This window comes from Pasteurella oralis (assembly GCF_002850605.1).
GTDB lineage: Bacteria > Pseudomonadota > Gammaproteobacteria > Enterobacterales > Pasteurellaceae > Pasteurella > Pasteurella oralis.
This window is the reverse complement of record NZ_NXGB01000002.1, coordinates 267,690-285,970: the sequence shown is the minus strand read 5'-3', so window position 1 is coordinate 285,970 and position 18,281 is coordinate 267,690. Positions and strand designations below refer to the sequence as shown.

Sequence of the window (18,281 nt, the reverse complement as noted above, 5' to 3'; positions counted from 1 at the left end):
TTAAAGCAAAAAGTTTTCTTTAATAATGCTTAATAAATCTTGCTTTGAAGATTTAATAAGCGTTTCAATAAATTCAGCATGTTGTAATTTGCCAAATAAATTACGTAGTAATGTAAGTTGTTCTCTAGGATCAGTTACAACCAATGCAATAATTAATTCAGCATCAACAGTACCATCTTCATCAGGACGGTTAAATTTCACCGTTTTTACTGGACGAATAAAATAGATTGCTGGTTGTAGTGCGTGTTCTGCATCACAATGGGGAATTGCAACAGCATGTTGTTCTAATGCAATACCTGTTGGAAATTCTAATTCGCGTTCAAAGATTGCTTTACGGTAACTTTCTTTCACTATTCCTTGGGCAATAAAAGTATCTGCAAGGTGATTAAGAGCATCATCGGTACCCATAAATTCAATATTCGTATTAATGAATAGTTTAGTGGTCATTCTACGCCTCCATAACAACCATAAGCATAATCTGTTAGGACTTGTTGAATTTTGTCTAAAATAAGTGCGGTAGGGGTTGCTTCAATTTTTTGCTGTACGACCTTACGATATTGTTCAGGTAAATATTGACTTAATAAACCTAAAGGAATTTTCTCTTTTAATAAATTATCAATGAGTTTTTCAACTGCTGAATTAATACGTTCATTTGGCCAATAATAACGAATTCGATCTGATAAACTAAAATAGAGATCAATCATGGCTTTTGAATGTTGTTCAGAATAGTATTTACTCCAATACTTGGGGTTATCCTGCATAACTTGATCAACAATATCAAGTAGATAACTTTTCTTCTCTGGTGAAATTAATCTATCTTCAATTTTAGCTAAAGCAAATAATGCTTCACGTAAAGCAAAAGTAAGAGCTGGCCCTACTTTTAAGATAGCGAAATGATCTTTGACTAAATTTCGATAAACCGCTGGCGTTTGATAATCTGTAGAATGGGCTTCGAAAATATAAGGAGTTTGTTCAATAAAATTTGATAGTTCTTTCGCAAACTCTGGTCGGTATAAAATGACATTAGAATGATCAAACTCCACTCCAGGTTGAACGACTAAACCAATAATGCGCTTAAAAGCATCTTGTAATCCGCGTTTTTCAAAGGCTATACGATGCGTTTCAATAGTCTCTTTTGCACTTTCCACAGTCGTAACTTCAACAGTTGAAATTGTATGAGATTCTCCTCCTGGAACTGGCACTTCTGTGCCAATAATATAAGTGATGTTAGTATATTGCTGTTGAGGAAGTGAAGTTTCAATGGCTAAACATAATTCAGCCGCTCGTTCTGCGATAGCCTCTGCTGTAAGAGGAGTCGGGTCATCAAAACAGGACATTGAAGCATCTAAATGGATTTTGCTAAAACCAGCTTTAGCATATTCAACAACTAACTCTTTTGCTTTTTCCATTGCAACTGCTGCGGGTTCATTTTGCCAACAATTTGGACCCAAATGATCTCCGCCTAAGATAATGCGCTGTTTAGGAAAACCTATTTTTTCAGCAATACTGTATACAAAATTTTTGAAATCAATTGGGCGCATGCCTGTATAGCCACCAAATTGATTAACTTGGTTGGATGTTGCTTCAATGAGAACATCATTTTGCGTATTTAAATCAAAATGTAAAGCGGCCTCAATTACTAAAGGATGAGCAGAACAAATAGATGTGATACCAACTAATTCATTGGCTTTATGTCTTTTCAACAATTTTTCCATTTTTATTCCCTCTATACTTTTACTGCGCTTGCTGTTTGACTTAATACTTGATTTAGCTCATTAATATTTTTAACGCCCTCTTGTTGCAACCATTTTTCTGCATCAGCTGAACCTGTTTGTTTAAATATATCAGCCGCACCTGCCCAAGTCGCTCGTCCACATAAGACGCCATTAAAAGTTGAATTAGCTTGTTTAGCAAACTCTAATGTTTCTTGGAATAGTTTTGGCGAAACGCCAGCACTTAAAAAAATAAATGGTAGGTGAGTTGCTTTACTTTGTTGTTGAAAATATTCTTTTGCTTCAAGCTGGCTATACACATATTCTTCCCCAAATCCTTGAACAAAATTCATGTCAACTGGGACTTCTACTTTTAATACATCAACATTGAAACGGGGAGCAGAAAATATTTTCATTGCTTCATTGACTTTTCTAGGTTTCAATTTCGAAAATTCTTTTTTATCCGAAACATTAGTATCATAAGTCAGAATTTCTAGAAAGAAAGGAATTTCCTCAGCAACACATTCTGAACCAACCCGTTCTACAAAAGTCTTTTTGATATTATTGATTTCATTACTTTCATCAACATCAAAATATAAAAGCAATTTAACAGCATCTGCACCTTTGTCTTTGAGGCTTTTCACTGATACATCATCAATTAAATCAGGTAAACGCCCAACTTTATTTTTATCATATCCAGTTTTCTCATAGGCCATGATTAGGCCACAATTTGAGTCTTTTAAATCCGCAGCTTGCCATCCATATTCAGGGTCTAGTAGAATTGCTGAGGCATAAGCAGTTAGGTTTTTTGAAACTAGCCCTTTGAAAGCTTGTAATTGCTCATTTGTGGCATGTTCACCCAACATCTTTTTTAGTGCACCACGTTGATCAATTGCTAGTGCACGGAATATTCTTTCTGTCCCATATAGCTTACTAAGTCTTTGCTGTTTCATATTTACCATTGTTTTCTCCTATATGATCACCTTTCGAAATATTTCGAAATAACAATAATGCTACTTTTCTTTTTGAAAAAGAACAAAAGTTTAAATTTGAGATATTGATCACAAAATATCGAAATAATTCAAAAGAATTCGAAATTTTTAGTTATAGGCAAAAGTATAGAAATAGCAATTGAGTGTTTGAATGAGTTTTTTGATATCCTTTTGTATGTTAGAATAGCTCCAATTTTATCTGTGTGGTTTGTACTTCTTTGCCTCCATTCTGGAGCAGATTTTCATAAGGATTTCTATATGCATCCAAATAATCATGTGATGGGTAACTATGACAACATTTACACATATTAATAGTCACGGCGAAGCCAACATGGTAGATGTGTCGACCAAACAAGAAACGATTCGTGAAGCACGAGCAGAAGCTTTAGTGACGATGTCACAAGAAACATTGACTATGATTATGTCTGGTCAACATCATAAAGGTGATGTGTTTGCTACAGCACGTATTGCTGGTATTCAAGCAGCAAAGCGGACTTGGGAGTTAATTCCGCTTTGCCACCCATTATTACTGTCAAAAGTCGAAGTCACACTCACACCATTAATGGATACCCATCAAGTTCGTATTGAAAGTCTTTGTAAACTGACTGGGAAAACTGGGGTTGAAATGGAAGCATTAACAGCAGCAAGTGTTGCAGCGTTGACGATTTATGATATGTGTAAAGCTGTACAAAAAGATATTGTGATTGAACAGGTGCGTTTATTAGAAAAACGTGGCGGCAAATCAGGGCATTTTATTGTGGAATAACAGGAAGCCGAATGTTAAAAATATTGTTTTTTGCTCAGACTAGAGAATTAATTGGTATTGATGAAATTGAATTACCTTCAACCTTTACTACAGCAGAAGAAGTGCGGGCATATTTATCTGAAAAAGGTGAACGTTGGGCATTAGCATTGGAAAAAGAGAAATTATTAGTGGCGATTAATCAAACTTTGATGTCATTAGACAGTCAAGTTCAATCTGGTGATGAAATTGCGTTTTTCCCACCTGTCACGGGAGGTTAAATGTGTGAGATTCAAATAGCAGTGCAAGAGCAAGAGTTTGACCAAAATGCGGCTTATCACTGGTTATCTGAGCAAAGCTCGGTAGGTGCAACAGTTATTTTTGTTGGAAAAGTGCGTGATTTAAATTTAGGTGATTCTGTTTCCAGTTTATATCTTGAACATTATCCAGCCATGACTGAAAAAGCGTTAAGCGAAATTGTAGAACAGGCTAAAGCTCGTTGGGATATTCAACGCATATCTGTGATCCATCGTGTTGGACAATTACATACTGGCGATGAAATTGTATTAGTTGGGGTCAGTTCTGCACATCGAGGCGATGCGTATCAAGCCAATGAGTTCATCATGGATTTTCTGAAAAGTAAGGCACCTTTTTGGAAAAAAGAGCAGACCGATAAAGGGGAGCGTTGGATTGAAAGTCGTGACTCTGATCAAAAAGCATTAGCACGTTGGTAACAAAATTTTGAAAAAAGAACCGCACTTTTATTGTGCGGTTCTTTATTTTATAGTCTGCAATGTTTATAGAACTTTACCAATACTTTCACAGAGATAACGAATGTTATCTTCGGTAATTCCCGCCACATTGATACGGCCAGAACGCACTGCATAAATCGCAAATTCGTCTTTTAAACGATCCATTTGTTCTGGATTCAAACCACAGAATGAGAACATACCATTTTGATCAATAATGAAGCTAAAATCACGTTGTGCACCAAATTCTTTCAATAATTCCACAAATTGACTACGCATTTGTTTAATACGATCGCGCATTTCTGCTAATTCATCAGCCCATTCTGCACGTAACTTGTCATCATTCAACACGATAGACACTGTTGCTGCACCATGAGAGGCTGGGTTAGAGTAGAGAGTACGAATAATCGTTTTCACTTGTGTTAATGCCGTTGCAGCAATAGCTTCATTTTCCGCAACTAGCGTAAATGCACCAACACGTTCGCTATATAAACCAAAGTTTTTTGAATAAGAACTGGCGACTAATAGTTCTTTATGATTTTTAGCAAAGGTACGTAAACCAAAAGCATCTTCTTCTAAACCATTAGCAAAGCCTTGGTAAGCAAAGTCAAATAATGGTAACCAACCTTTCTCCGCTGACATCTCAGCAAGTTGTTGCCATTGTGCTGGTGTTGGATCAATTCCTGTTGGGTTATGACAACAGCCATGGAATAATACGACGTCACCTTCACCTGCGTTATTTAAATCAGCAATTAAATTATCCCAATCAAGACATTTATTTTCAGCATCATAATAACGATATTCACGAATTGTCATACCAACTGCATTAAAAATGGCGTTATGATTTGGCCAAGTTGGAGTACTAATCCAAACGTTTTGTGATTTCGTTTGGCGTTTAATAAACTCTGCCGCAATACGTAATGCGCCAGTCCCCCCTAAACTTTGCACCGTTTTAGCACGACCTTGCTTAACGACATCTGAATCAGCGCCAAATAACAATTCTTTCGTACGAGCATTGAATTCTGCGACACCATCAATAGCTAAATAATTTTTGGTCATTTCAAGATCAAATAAGCGTTTTTCAGCTTCTTTGACTGCACGCATAATTGGTGTATTGCCGTGCGCATCTTTATAAACACCAATACCAAGATTGATTTTATTATCGCGCGTTTCGGCTTTAAATGATTCACCTAAGCCTAAAATAGGATCAGCAGGTGCTGCGCTAATATTTTCAAACATAATTACATCCTTAATGTTGTGTTTAGTGATCAGTGAGCTAGTTATACTGTAGGAAATCAACATTAGCAAGCTCAGTTTAAAAAAATTCAATGCTTAATTCTATTTTTTAAAAAATATATTAAAAATTAAGTTATTAATTTAATTATTTTAGTTTTTTGAGTATCCAATTTAAACCAGAATTATAATCTGTAGGAAGTTCATTACCAAGTTTTTCTAAACTCATCAGCAATACATTTTTATCGGTATGAGCTAGATTAATATGACCAACTTTACGCCCTAGGCGAACTTCTTTGCCATACCAGTGCAATTGAGCAAATGGTATATTTAACCAAGCCTGATTATGTTCAGTCCCAATTAAATTTACCATGACACTTGGCGCTAGCAGGCTAAGTTCAGGCGTTGGTAAATCAAGTAAAGCTCTTAAATGTAATTCAAATTGACTTATAGTGCAGCCTAATTGCGTCCAGTGTCCGCTGTTATGAACACGAGGTGCTAGCTCATTAATCAATAGTTGATCACCAACCACAAAGCATTCCATCGCCATTACACCAATATAATCAAGTTTATGCATAATTTTACTCAACATACTTTCTGCTTGAAGCTGCTGTTGTGATTGTTGTGGGGACTGTGTATCAACGATGCTATAACGTAAAATGCCATTTTGTTGTAAATTATGCGTAATAGGGTAGAAGCGCGTTTCTCCATTTCTAAATCTCGCCCCAACAAGAGAGATTTCGTAATCAAAAGGAATAAATTTCTCAACGATCGTTTCACCACATAACTCATCGCTAATTATCGCTTGGTTTTCATGAGTAATTATCCATTGTCCGCGTCCGTCATACCCTCCCATGCGGCGCTTTACCACAACTTTTTCACCAATATCATTAAATACGTGTTGCCATTGTGTTGGTTGTACCAATAAACACCAAGGCGAGGTAGGCAAATTCAATTCATCAAGTAATGATTTTTGCAATAAACGATCAGCTAAACGTCCAAATACACTTTGATTTACAAATTTATCATGATGACCTAACATTTCTGTTAGCGGTGTTTTTTCCCAACGTTCAATTTCTGCTGTGATGATACTGTCCTGCGGCAAATCAAATATAGGCGCATCAAAAGCAAGTGGTTGTACATCAATATCTAAAGGCGCGCCAGCATAACGTAACATTCGACCTAATTGACCATTGCCTAAAACATAAACTGTTGGATATAAAGCACTTTTTTGCATATCAAAAAACCATTTTGGAAAGAAATTAAAAATAGACAGGGCGAACATTTGTCCGCCCTCAAATTATTTATGAAATACGGGGATCTGGATTATCTAATACCATATTGGTTTGATTTTCTCTAAATTGAGTCAAACGCGCTAAAAGTGCAGGATCAAATGCAGCTAAAATTTGAGCTGCAAGTAATCCCGCATTTGCTGCACCTGCAGGACCAATGGCAAGTGTACCAACAGGAATTCCCTTAGGCATTTGCACAATTGAATATAAGCTATCTACACCACTTAACATCGAACTTTTTACTGGTACACCAAGTACGGGAACTAATGTTTTAGCTGCAATCATACCTGGTAAATGGGCAGCCCCTCCAGCACCAGCAATAATCACTTTATAGCCTTTTTCTACGGCAGTTTCTGCAAAGCTAAATAATTTATCGGGAGTTCGATGTGCAGAAACGACTTCTACATGATAAGAGACTTGTAATTCATCAAGAATCATTGTGGCTTCTTGCATGGTTGACCAATCACTTTTTGACCCCATGACAATGGCTATTTGCGCAGTGCTATTTGACATTTTATTCCTTCATTTTATTCAATAATAAAAGCGTGCGTAGAATAGCATACAATAATGAATAAGCAAACGATTGCGAAAGTTTTTATTGATTGCAACTTCCTTTAGAAAATCATATCCTAAACACATTTTTGAGTCTTAAATAAGAATAGGTTGTTATATGCAAGCCAAAGCAAAATATAGAAAAGATTATCGTAAGCCCGATTTTACTGTAACCGACATTTTTCTTGACTTCCAACTTGATCCTAAAAAAACAATTGTCACCGCAATTAGTCAATATCAACGTCTGAATCCTGAAGCAACTAAATTACGTTTAGATGGGAATAGTTTTCAATTTTCTACGCTGAAATTAAATGGTAAAGATTTTAAACAATTTGAACAAGATGGTGAAAGTTTAACTCTGGATTTAAGCCAGTTAAATACTACAGATTTTGAAGTTGAAATTGTGACAATTTTAAATCCAGAAAAAAATACATCGCTACAAGGTTTATATCAATCAGGTGATGGAATTTGTACTCAGTGTGAAGCCGAAGGGTTTCGCCAAATCACTTATATGTTAGATCGTCCAGATGTGCTTGCACGTTATACAACGAAAATTACTGCAGAGAAAAGTAAATATCCCTATTTATTATCTAATGGTAATCGTATTGCAAGTGGCGATTTAGATGATGGACGCCATTGGGTAGAGTGGAATGATCCCTTTCCAAAACCAAGTTATTTATTCGCCTTAGTAGCAGGGGATTTTGATGTATTAACAGACAGTTTTATCACCAAAAGTGGGCGTAAAGTCGCATTAGAATTGTTCGTTGATCGTGGTAATTTAGATCGTGCTGATTGGGCAATGCAAAGTCTGAAGCGCTCAATGAAATGGGACGAAGAACGCTTTGGTTTAGAGTATGATTTAGACATTTATATGATCGTCGCAGTTGATTTCTTTAATATGGGTGCAATGGAAAATAAAGGTTTAAATATTTTTAACTCTAAATTTGTATTAGCTAATCCACAAACTGCAACAGATGAGGATTATTTAGCCATTGAAAGCGTTATTGCCCATGAATATTTTCACAATTGGACTGGCAATCGTATTACTTGCCGTGATTGGTTTCAGCTCAGTTTAAAAGAAGGTTTAACAGTATTTCGTGATCAAGAATTCACTTCAGATTTATGGTCACGTTCAGGCAAACGTATTGAAGATGTGCGTTTATTACGGACTGCTCAATTTGCAGAAGATGCCAGCCCAATGGCTCATCCAATTCGCCCAGATAAAGTGATTGAAATGAATAACTTTTATACAGTCACAGTATATGAAAAAGGCGCAGAGGTCATTCGTATGCTGCATACTTTATTAGGCGAACAGTTGTTCCAAAAAGGTATGCAGCTTTATGTGGCTGAAAATGATGGTAAAGCAGCAACCTGTGAAGATTTTGTTTCTGCAATGGAACGTGCCTCAGCACTTGACTTAACCCAATTTCGCCGTTGGTATAGTCAATCAGGTACGCCAGAATTGACGATTTCCGATAATTACGATGAACAAAGTGCGGTCTATTCTTTACATGTTTCACAAACAACACCACCTACCGCAGATCAAATGGAAAAAGTAGATTTACATATTCCGCTAAAAATCGCGTTGTATGATAAAGTAGGCAAGCCATTGGTATTAAAACACCATGATAACCTAGTCAATTCTGTGCTCAATGTGACACAAAGTGAACAAACTTTTGAGTTTACAGATATTCATACTAAACCTGTGCCTGCACTGTTGGGTGATTTTTCTGCCCCCGTCAAATTGCATTATGATTATAATGCTGCACAGTTAAGCACATTATTACGTCATGCTGAAAATCATTTTGTGCGTTGGGATGTTGCACAAATGCTTTATGCGGCTGAATTACGTCGTAATTTAACTCGCCATCAACAAGGCAAACCACTTGAATTTTCGGCAGACATTCTTGCTGAGTTATATCAAATATTAGAAAGCTATCAACAGAATGTTGAATTAACGACTTTAATTTTAACTCTGCCAAAAGTAACAGAGTTTGCAGAACTTTTTAAAACAATTGATCCTGAAGGAATCACTCTTGTTCGTGATTTCATGGTTCGCACTATAGCGGACAGCTTGAAGCAATCATTCTTAAAAGTGTATAACGAAATTCGTTTAGATACTTATCGTGTAACTGCGGGCGATATTGCATTACGTGGTTTGCGTAACCTTTGTGTCAGTTATTTGGCTTATACTACTGTTGGCAATAGTGTAGTGAATAAACATTATACTTACGCTAATAATATGACAGACACGTTAGCTGCATTAAGTGCTGCAACGAAAGCACAGCTACCTTGTCGTGATAGCCTGCTAGTAGATTTTGAAAGTCGATGGCAGCATGATGGTCTTGTAATGGACAAATGGTTTATGCTGCAAGCCACTCGCCCAGATGAAGATGTATTATTAAAAGTTATGCAACTAATGGATCATCCAAGTTTTAACTTTAATAATCCAAATCGCGTGCGTTCACTGGTTGGGAGTTTTGCGAACCAGAACGTAAAAGCATTCCATGCTATTGATGGTTCTGGCTATCGTTTTTTAACAGATATTTTAATTCGTTTAAATGAGAGCAATCCACAAGTTGCTTCTCGTTTAATTGAACCATTGATTCGTTTTTCCCGCTATGATGGTCAACGTCAAACCTTAATGAAACGTGCATTAGAGCGTTTAAGTGAGGTTGAGAACCTGTCGCGTGATCTTTATGAGAAAATTGAAAAAGCATTACAGTAATTGAAAAAAGTGCGGTTAAAATTTTTAAAATTTCGATCGCACTTTTTTTTATTCAAAACCTATTCTGGCAATTCATTTCTATCTTATCTGACTAAAATAACCGAATTTTCCATTACTTTTTTCCGTGTAAAAGCGTATAATTTTGCACATTTTCACAGTTAAACTATCCGGAGAGATAAACGAGTATGTATTCATTAGTCCGCAAGGTACTTTTTTCCCTTGATGCTGAAAAAGCACATGATCTTACTATCCAAACACTAAAAGTCATTAGTAAATCACCATTACAGCCTATTTTAAAAAAATTTTTTGCTTGCCCAACGAGTACACCCAAAACTGTCATGGGACTTCAATTTAACAATCCAATTGGATTAGCAGCTGGTGCTGATAAAAATGGTGATGCTATTGATGGGTTTGCGGCAATGGGATTTGGCTTTATAGAAGTCGGTACAGTAACGCCACTAGCACAAGAAGGTAATCCTAAACCACGACAGTTTCGTTTAATTGAAGCGCAAGGCATTATTAATCGTAATGGATTTAATAATTATGGTATCGATTATTTAATTGAGAATGTAAAACGTGCAAAGTATGAGGGTATTTTAGGGATTAATATTGGTAAAAATTCTTTTACTTCCGTCGAAAATAGCAAAGCAGATTACTTGTTTTGTTTAAACAAAGCTTATAACTATGCTGATTACATTACTATTAATATTTCTTCACCAAACTCGCCTGGGCTGCGCCAATTACAATATGGCGATGCACTCGATGATTTATTACAAGGTATCAAATTACGCCAGAACATCTTAGCAGAGCAATATAATAAATATGTCCCTATTGCAGTAAAAATTGCACCAGATTTAACGGAAGCGGAATTAATCCAAATTGCAGATACGCTACAACGTCACCAAATGGATGCCATAATTGCAACGAATACTACAATTTCAAGAGAATATGTGAGTGGACTTAAATACGCTGAACAACAAGGTGGGTTAAGTGGTAAGCCATTACAGTATAAAAGCACGCAAATCATTGCGCGATTACAGCAAGAACTAAAAGGAAATATCCCGATTATAGGTAGTGGCGGTATTGATAGCGTGCAAACTGCTCAACAAAAAATAAGTGCAGGTGCACAATTATTACAGCTTTATTCAGGATTAATTTATCATGGACCTAATTTAATAAAGCAATTAGTGCAGCATATTCAATAATGCGTTATTGCGTGAGAAAAAATAGGTGCAATACGTTGTACTGCACCTATTCTTTTTAAACTAATCTCTAATTCGGAAACAAAATGACTAAAATTTATGATCTTCATTGTCATAGTATTGCATCAGACGGCATATTATCACCTTCACAGCTTATACAGCGTGCAGCAGAAAAAGGCGTGAATGTATTGGCATTAACTGATCATGATACGCTTGCTGGTTTAATAGAAGCTAGACAACTTGCAACTCAGTTCGATATTGAATTGATTAGTGGAGTTGAAATATCAACTTTATGGGAAAGTCGTACAATTCATATTGTTGGATTAAATTTCACAGAAAATTCAACAGAAATGACCGCTCTTTTAACTCAACAAGCTGTTATTCGCTATCAAAGAGCCATCGAAATTGGAGAAAAATTAGCAAAAGTTGGTGTTGAAGATGCATTTGAAGAAGCAAGGAAACTTGCAGTAGGGGAAGTTACGCGTGCTCATTATGCGCGTCTTTTAGTCCAAACAGGTAAAGTATCTAATGAAAATCAAGCATTTAAAAAATATCTTTCACAAGGTAAATCCTGTTATGTTAAAGCACAATGGTGTGATATTCCCACTGCAATTAAAGTAATTCACCAAGCTGGTGGATTAGCTGTTCTAGCACATCCATTACGTTATACTATGGCAACAAAATGGTTAAAAAAATTGATTGCTGATTTTAAACAATGGGGTGGTGATGCACTTGAAGTTGCAGGTTGTGGGCAAACCAAAGATCAACGTTTACTCTTAGCACGCTGGGCAAAAGAAAATACATTGTTGTGTTCTGTTGGTTCAGATTTCCACTTTCCTTGTGGCTGGATTGAATTGGGGAAATCATTACAACTCCCTGAAGATTGTATGCCAATTTGGCACCACTTCTAAAGTGCAGTCTCTTTTCTTACGCTAGACATATCTATAAATAAGCTTGAGTAAGTGAATAAATGATGTGGAATGCCTTTAAGTAACCAAAAGAATAATACAGATTAATTTTTTAAAGGCTCATATGAGCCTTTATTATTTTGCAGAACAGAGATGCAAAGCTTGAATAAATTCAATAAATGCTTTGGTTTTGGCGGGGAGATGGCGACGATGTGGATAAACAAGATGAATATCTAATTTTTGCTGTTGATATTCAGCCAAAATCTCAACTAACTCTCCTGTACGTAATTCATTTTCAACGAAAAAGTGGGGGGTATTAATAATACCTAAACCAGATTTAGCTAATTCAGTTAGAGTCAGTCCATTATTACACACCAATTTTGAGCGCATTTTTAAACGTTGTACTTGTTTACCATTATTAAATTCCCAATAAATTTGATTACCAACGGCTTTATATAAAAGGCAATCATGGCGCTGTAAATCTTCCGGTACTTTAGGTGTACCGTATTTTGCTAAATATTTTGGCGAAGCGACAAACAATGTAGATACTGAAGCAACTCGTTTAGCGACTAATGAGCTGTCTTGTAAGTAGCCAATCCGTAATGCGACATCATAGCTTTCTGCCACTAAATCTACCATGCGATCATTAAATTCAATATCAACATGTAAATTAGGATTGTCTTTAACAAACTTAGCCAAATTGGGAGTAATAAAAAGTAATCCAAAATCACGTGGAACAGAGATACTTAAGTTACCTTGTAAAGAAGTAGATAAATTACTAATACTAGATTCTGCATCCTCCAATTCAACCAAGATAGGTTGGCAATGTTGATAATAGATAAGTCCAGCTTCAGTCGGTGAAATTTTTCGTGTTGTACGTTGTAGTAAGCGTGTTTTAAGTTGTTCTTCCAGTTGTGCGACAAGTTTACTAGCCATTGCGACAGACATATTTTGTTGTGCGGCAGCCTGTGTAAAGCTTTGTGTTTCAACGACTTTACAGAAGATAGAAATCGCATTGAGTTTATCCATTTATATACCTTTTTTAAAAAAAAGAGTTGACCTGACAGCAGATAGTTAGCAATATAGCGACTATTTTATATAAGTTTGAGTAAATTAGGTAATAGAATGAGTAAATCCTTGGTTATTGTGGAGTCGCCTGCAAAAGCAAAGACTATAAATAAATATCTTGGTAGTGATTATATTGTAAAATCAAGTGTGGGTCATATTCGTGACTTACCTACTATAGGTTCAAGCAATGGTGAAAAAGCAAAACCAATTTCCACCAAAGGATTAAGTGTAGAACAAAAATTAGCTATTAAACAAGAAAAAGATCGTAATGCATTAGTCAAGCGTATGGGAATTGACCCATATCACAACTGGCAAGCAAATTATCAAATTCTTCCTGGTAAAGAAAAAGTGGTTGCTGAACTGAAATCATTGGCTAAAAAAGCAGATCATATCTATCTTGCGACTGATTTGGATAGAGAAGGAGAGGCAATTGCATGGCATCTACGCGAAGTTATTGGCGGAGATGATAAACGTTTTAGCCGTGTTGTATTTAATGAAATTACTAAAAATGCAATTAAGCAAGCGTTTGAAAAACCAGAACAACTCAATTTAGATCGTGTTAACGCACAGCAAACTCGTCGTTTTTTAGATCGTGTAGTTGGCTTTATGGTATCACCACTACTTTGGAAAAAAGTAGCCCGCGGTTTATCTGCAGGTCGAGTACAATCGGTTGCAGTAAAACTTTTAGTTGAACGTGAGCGTGAAATCAAAGCATTCCAACCCGAAGAATATTGGGAAGTTTCTGCGATTACCAATACACAAGCCAATGAACAATTACAGTTAGATGTTGTTCAATTTAAAGGTAAAAAATTTGCACCTAAAAATGCAGAGCAAGCACAAAGTGCGGTCGATTTTTTACAAAAATCAGAATATATCGTTTCTGAATTAGAAACAAAACCAACTCAATCAAAAGCCAAAGCGCCTTTTATTACCTCAACACTACAACAAACTGCAAGTACACGTTTGGGCTTTGGTGTGAAAAAAACCATGATGTTAGCTCAACGTTTATATGAAGCAGGCTATATTACGTATATGCGTACTGATTCAACTAATTTAAGCCAAGATGCATTAAATATGGTACGTAATTATATTCAAAGCAATTACGGTGAATCTTATTTACCTGCTCAACCTAATTTCTATTCTAGCAAAGATAATGCACAAGAAGCTCATGAGGCAATTCGCCCTTCTGATATCAAAATATTCGCAGATGGGTTAGTAGGAATGGAAAAAGATGCTATACGTTTATACGACTTAATTTGGCGCCAATTTGTAGCTTGTCAGATGCCAGCAGCACAATATGACAGTACAACATTAACTGTGACAGCTGGAGATTACGAATTAAAAGCGAAAGGACGTATTCTTCGTTTTGATGGGTGGACAAAAGTGTTACCAGCTATAAATAAGAGTGCAGAAGATCAAGTATTGCCAAATGTTGCGTTGAATGCAAAATTAAGTTTAGATTCTGTAATGCCAACTCAACATTTTACGAAGCCGCCTGCACGTTTTAGCGAAGCTGCTTTAGTTAAAGAATTAGAAAAACGTGGTATTGGGCGTCCATCAACTTATGCGGCAATTATTTCAACAATTCAAGAACGAGGTTATGTACGTGTAGAAAATCGTCGTTTTTATGCAGAAAAAATGGGCGAAATTGTCACAGATCGTTTAAATCAATCATTTGCTGATTTAATGAACTATGATTTTACTGCCAATATGGAAGATGTATTAGACTTGATTGCAAATGGGCAGAAGAATTGGAAAACCGAATTAAATCAATTTTTTAAGGATTTTTCTGAGACATTGACTCAAGCTGAGTTAGATGAATTAGAAGGTGGAATGAAACCGAACAGTTTAGTACCAACAGATATTGATTGCCCAACTTGTGGTCGAAAAATGGCAATTCGTACGGCAAGTACAGGAGTATTTTTAGGTTGTACAGGGTATTCATTACCAGTGAAAGAGCGTTGTAAAACGACAATAAATCTTATTCCTGAGGCTGAACTATTGAATGTGTTAGATGAAGCCTCTGAAACTAAAGCTTTAATGGAACGTCAACGTTGCCCTAAATGTGGAACAGCAATGGACAGTTACGTCATTGATCCACAACGTAAAATTCATATTTGTGGTAACAATCCAAATTGTGATGGTTATTTATTAGAGCAAGGTAGTTTTAAAATTAAAGGCTATGATGGCCCAATCATTGAGTGTGATAAATGCGGTGCTGATATGCACTTAAAACTTGGTCGCTTTGGAAAATATATGGGATGTACTAATTGTGATAATACAAGAAAAATTTTGAAAAATGGGGAAGTTGCACCACCAAAAGAAGAACCAACACATTTTCCAGAGTTAAAATGTGACAAATCAGATGCTTATTTTGTATTGCGTGATGGTGCGAGTGGTGTATTTATGTCTGCACATAATTTCCCAAAATCACGTGAAACACGTGCACCTAAAGTCGCAGAATTGGCTCAATATCGTGATCGACTGCCTGAAAAGTTACGTTATTTAGCTGATGCACCAAAACAGGATCCAGAAGGAAATGAAGCAATTATTCGTTTTAGCCGTAAAGAAAAGCGTCAATATGTAACATCAGAAAAAAATGGCAAAGCGACTAAATGGATAGTGGATTATTTAGATGGTCATTGGATTGAACGGAAAAAATAATTGAAAATAGAAAACACTTTTAAGTTAAATTAAAGGTGTTTTTCTTTTATATGGCTAAAAAAAATGAAAATTAATTTTTATTTTACCAGCAGTAGATAAGAACCTTCCTTTATGGAGAATTTTAGTAAGAGGAACTAATCAGTCATTTTAATTCACTACATTTCATTAAAAATGATACCAATTTCAAATCATTTTCTATGACATGAAGATGGTTTTCTTATTCATTATTTTGGGACAGTGTCACAGATATTCAAAATATATTTAAATTTTGAAATCTAGTAAGATTTTATCTAATTAATTTTTTAGATTTCACGTAGCGTTATCGAATATCATCAGTTCTTTGCCAAATCCTTTCATTTTTAACAATAAACAAATGGCTTATTTATTATATTTAATAAAAGAGTAATAACAAAATACCAAAATTTTTGAGAATTTAATCCTGTTTATAAATTTCATGAAACTAATTTGCTACTAATATTAGTTAAACATATTAATAGGATAGTTTTACGTTAGAGGTTACTTGTCACAATGGCATTTAATTTAACATAATATACATTATGCGAAATAAGTTACCAAGTGAGTGAAAACTACGAGTTAATAAAATCACAGACTTATGCACAAGTCACAAATACTACTTAAGCAAGATAAAATCATAATAGAAAGCACACTGTCACAGCAAAATTAAGCTGTTATGCACTTGTAATTATGATTTGTAAAAGAAATTTAAATATGCGCTGAATTGAAAGAAATGAAAATGAAATAGAAAATTTAACTAATTAGGTGATCTGTTTTTACTTGGCTTAAGCTTATTAAGACAACTTGGCAACGCTACGTAAAAAATAGTATGCTTTTAGTTAGAATATGTGCAGAAATGAAGAAATATAATTTATCGACTCTTTATAAATTATATCGTCTATTTCCTTTCAGTAAGAAGTGCTATGGATATTTTTTAATTTTATGTTTTTTTTAAAATTATGTCTTCTACATTAAGCTAGTGACAATGTCACTAGCTTATCTAAATAATTTTACACTATATTCATATACTTTTTGTAATAATGCCAAGTTATGTGGATTTTCATGATGTTCTTCTACTAAACGTTGTAAACTTTGTTCAAACTGTATCGCATTTTTTTCAAGTTTCTTATGGCGATATTTTTGCCATTTAAGCTGCTCTGCTCGATTTAATGTACTAAAATAATGGCGTGCACGATAATGAAATAATAATTCTGGAATACGTTTATCTTTAAAGCTTAAACCATGTTCAGCAAGTTTTTCTGGCGATAATGTACGTAAAATAGCCATATTATTTTTATCGTTGTAGTCAAAAAATCCATTATATAGTTCAGTTTCAACATTATCGCTTGGATCAAATTCGCGTTCTTGATTAAAAATATCGACTACTTTGTCACGAATCAGGCTATTTGATTTTAATTTCTGTAAATTTGCTAAACAAAATGCTCTATCTATACCTAAACGCTCAGCATTTTCTGGTAATAGAACCTTAGCTGGCGCTAAAATTGGACATTTATTGATATGAACTAATTTCAATGGCACAGGCAAGATTTCTTTTTCCAAAAGTTCTGCTTTTGGTGTATATAAATTTTGGCGTAATTCGACCGCACTTTTTGTTAATAAATCATCAATATTGGCTGATAAGTCGCAAACAATAACTGCATTTTGATTAGTCGGATGCCAAGCAATTGGGATAACCCAAGTCGTATTACCTCGATAATTACCCAACATACCTGACACATGTACAAGTGGCGTCATATTGGCAACATCAATCAATGCTTCAATTTCTTTTTTACCACGATTTTCAAAGAAAAATTGAAATAATTTAGGTTGTTTTTGTTTGATTAATTTTGCCATTGCAATGGTCGCATACACATCCGCCATAGCATCATGTGCATTGCTATGTTCTATGCCATTCACCTTGGTTAATTTTTCTAAACGAAATGATGGCATTCCTTCATCATCATAAGCCCAATTAATGCCATCTGGACGCAATGCATAGCAAGCACGAACTAAATCAAGTAAATCCCAACGTGAATTACCATTTTTCCAACTATATTCATAAGGATCAATAAAATTACGATAAAAAATATAACGTGTCATTTCATCATCATAACGAATATTGTTATACCCCATTACGCACGTATTTGGACGGCTAAATTCCTGTAGAATTTGCTGTGCAAATTCAGGTTCAGCAATCCCCTTTTCATTACATTCTTGTGGCGTAATACCAGTGACTAACACTGCTTCAGGTGCAGGTAAATAATCATTGGTTTGTTTACAATACAGCATCACTGGTTTACCAATGATATTGAAATCTATATCAGTACGAATACCAGCAAACTGTGCGGGACGATCTAAAGCTGGATTGATGCCAAAACTTTCATAATCATAAATAAAAAAGCTGAAATCACTTGTTGTGGACAT

The 18,281-nt window shown here is 35.3% G+C and carries 15 protein-coding genes; 7 read left to right on the top strand and 8 right to left on the bottom strand.

All coding sequences use genetic code 11. The features are described 5' to 3' along the window. Genes gatA through C0975_RS03725 form a run of 3 tightly spaced genes read right to left on the bottom strand, consistent with a single transcriptional unit; the run spans position 1 to position 2,674 of the window. On the bottom strand, positions 1-447 hold the full coding sequence (gene gatA / locus C0975_RS03735) for a PTS galactitol transporter subunit IIA (RefSeq protein WP_101775054.1): 447 nt from the start codon (positions 445-447) through the stop codon (positions 1-3). Then, the gene (gene gatZ, locus C0975_RS03730) at positions 444-1,715 is read right to left on the bottom strand and encodes a tagatose-bisphosphate aldolase subunit GatZ (protein WP_101775053.1); all 1,272 of its coding nucleotides are present in this window, start codon (positions 1,713-1,715) and stop codon (positions 444-446) included. Before gatZ ends, gatA begins: the two co-directional genes overlap by 4 nt. Positions 1,716-1,726: 11 nt before the next feature. Then, complete coding sequence (locus C0975_RS03725) at positions 1,727-2,674, bottom strand: tagatose 1,6-diphosphate aldolase (RefSeq protein WP_101775052.1); 948 nt, start codon at positions 2,672-2,674, stop codon at positions 1,727-1,729. 319 nt (positions 2,675-2,993) lie between these two features. On the opposite strand from C0975_RS03725, the gene moaC reads away from it, so the two are divergent. The 3 genes from moaC to moaE are packed head-to-tail and all read left to right on the top strand — an operon-like array spanning position 2,994 to position 4,180. Then, positions 2,994-3,470 carry a cyclic pyranopterin monophosphate synthase MoaC gene (moaC, locus tag C0975_RS03720; RefSeq protein WP_101775051.1) on the top strand — a complete coding sequence of 159 codons (477 nt, stop codon included), beginning with the start codon at positions 2,994-2,996 and terminating at the stop codon, positions 3,468-3,470. Positions 3,471-3,481: 11 nt separating this feature from the next. Further along, the gene (gene moaD / locus C0975_RS03715; RefSeq protein WP_101775050.1) at positions 3,482-3,727 is read left to right on the top strand and encodes a molybdopterin synthase sulfur carrier subunit; all 246 of its coding nucleotides are present in this window, start codon (positions 3,482-3,484) and stop codon (positions 3,725-3,727) included. Further along, positions 3,728-4,180: a molybdopterin synthase catalytic subunit MoaE gene (moaE, locus tag C0975_RS03710; RefSeq protein ID WP_101775049.1), complete on the top strand. Its 453-nt coding sequence runs from the start codon at positions 3,728-3,730 to the stop codon at positions 4,178-4,180. 63 nt (positions 4,181-4,243) lie between these two features. On the opposite strand, the gene C0975_RS03705 is transcribed toward moaE, so the two are convergent. The 3 genes from C0975_RS03705 to purE all read right to left on the bottom strand — a co-directional run bounded on the left by C0975_RS03705 (position 4,244) and on the right by purE (position 7,233). Beyond that, positions 4,244-5,434, bottom strand: a complete 1,191-nt coding sequence (locus C0975_RS03705; protein WP_101775048.1) for an amino acid aminotransferase — start codon at positions 5,432-5,434, stop codon at positions 4,244-4,246. A 142-nt stretch (positions 5,435-5,576) separates the two neighbouring features. Beyond that, positions 5,577-6,665: a 5-(carboxyamino)imidazole ribonucleotide synthase gene (gene purK / locus C0975_RS03700; RefSeq protein WP_101775167.1), complete on the bottom strand. Its 1,089-nt coding sequence runs from the start codon at positions 6,663-6,665 to the stop codon at positions 5,577-5,579. 67 nt (positions 6,666-6,732) lie between these two features. Next, positions 6,733-7,233 (bottom strand): 5-(carboxyamino)imidazole ribonucleotide mutase, encoded by a 501-nt coding sequence (gene purE, locus C0975_RS03695; protein ID WP_101775047.1) that lies wholly within the window; start codon positions 7,231-7,233, stop codon positions 6,733-6,735. Positions 7,234-7,390: 157 nt separating this feature from the next. On the opposite strand from purE, the gene pepN reads away from it, so the two are divergent. From pepN to rnm, 3 genes are all read left to right on the top strand, one after another. Then, positions 7,391-10,000 carry an aminopeptidase N gene (gene pepN / locus C0975_RS03690; RefSeq protein WP_101775046.1) on the top strand — a complete coding sequence of 870 codons (2,610 nt, stop codon included), beginning with the start codon at positions 7,391-7,393 and terminating at the stop codon, positions 9,998-10,000. Between the two features lie 185 nt (positions 10,001-10,185). Further along, positions 10,186-11,205 (top strand): quinone-dependent dihydroorotate dehydrogenase, encoded by a 1,020-nt coding sequence (pyrD, locus tag C0975_RS03685; RefSeq protein WP_101775045.1) that lies wholly within the window; start codon positions 10,186-10,188, stop codon positions 11,203-11,205. An 83-nt stretch (positions 11,206-11,288) separates the two neighbouring features. Then, positions 11,289-12,113, top strand: coding sequence for an RNase RNM (gene rnm / locus C0975_RS03680; RefSeq protein WP_101775044.1), 825 nt, complete (start codon positions 11,289-11,291; stop codon positions 12,111-12,113). A gap of 132 nt (positions 12,114-12,245) precedes the next feature. On the opposite strand, the gene C0975_RS03675 is transcribed toward rnm, so the two are convergent. Continuing rightward, the gene (locus C0975_RS03675; RefSeq protein WP_101775043.1) at positions 12,246-13,139 is read right to left on the bottom strand and encodes a LysR family transcriptional regulator; all 894 of its coding nucleotides are present in this window, start codon (positions 13,137-13,139) and stop codon (positions 12,246-12,248) included. Positions 13,140-13,235: 96 nt separating this feature from the next. Between C0975_RS03675 and topA the strand changes: the two genes are divergently transcribed. Continuing rightward, on the top strand, positions 13,236-15,842 hold the full coding sequence (topA, locus tag C0975_RS03670) for a type I DNA topoisomerase (RefSeq protein ID WP_101775042.1): 2,607 nt from the start codon (positions 13,236-13,238) through the stop codon (positions 15,840-15,842). Positions 15,843-16,853: 1,011 nt separating this feature from the next. Here topA and sbcB read toward each other — a convergent pair. Beyond that, positions 16,854-18,281: an exodeoxyribonuclease I gene (sbcB, locus tag C0975_RS03665; RefSeq protein WP_101775041.1), complete on the bottom strand. Its 1,428-nt coding sequence runs from the start codon at positions 18,279-18,281 to the stop codon at positions 16,854-16,856.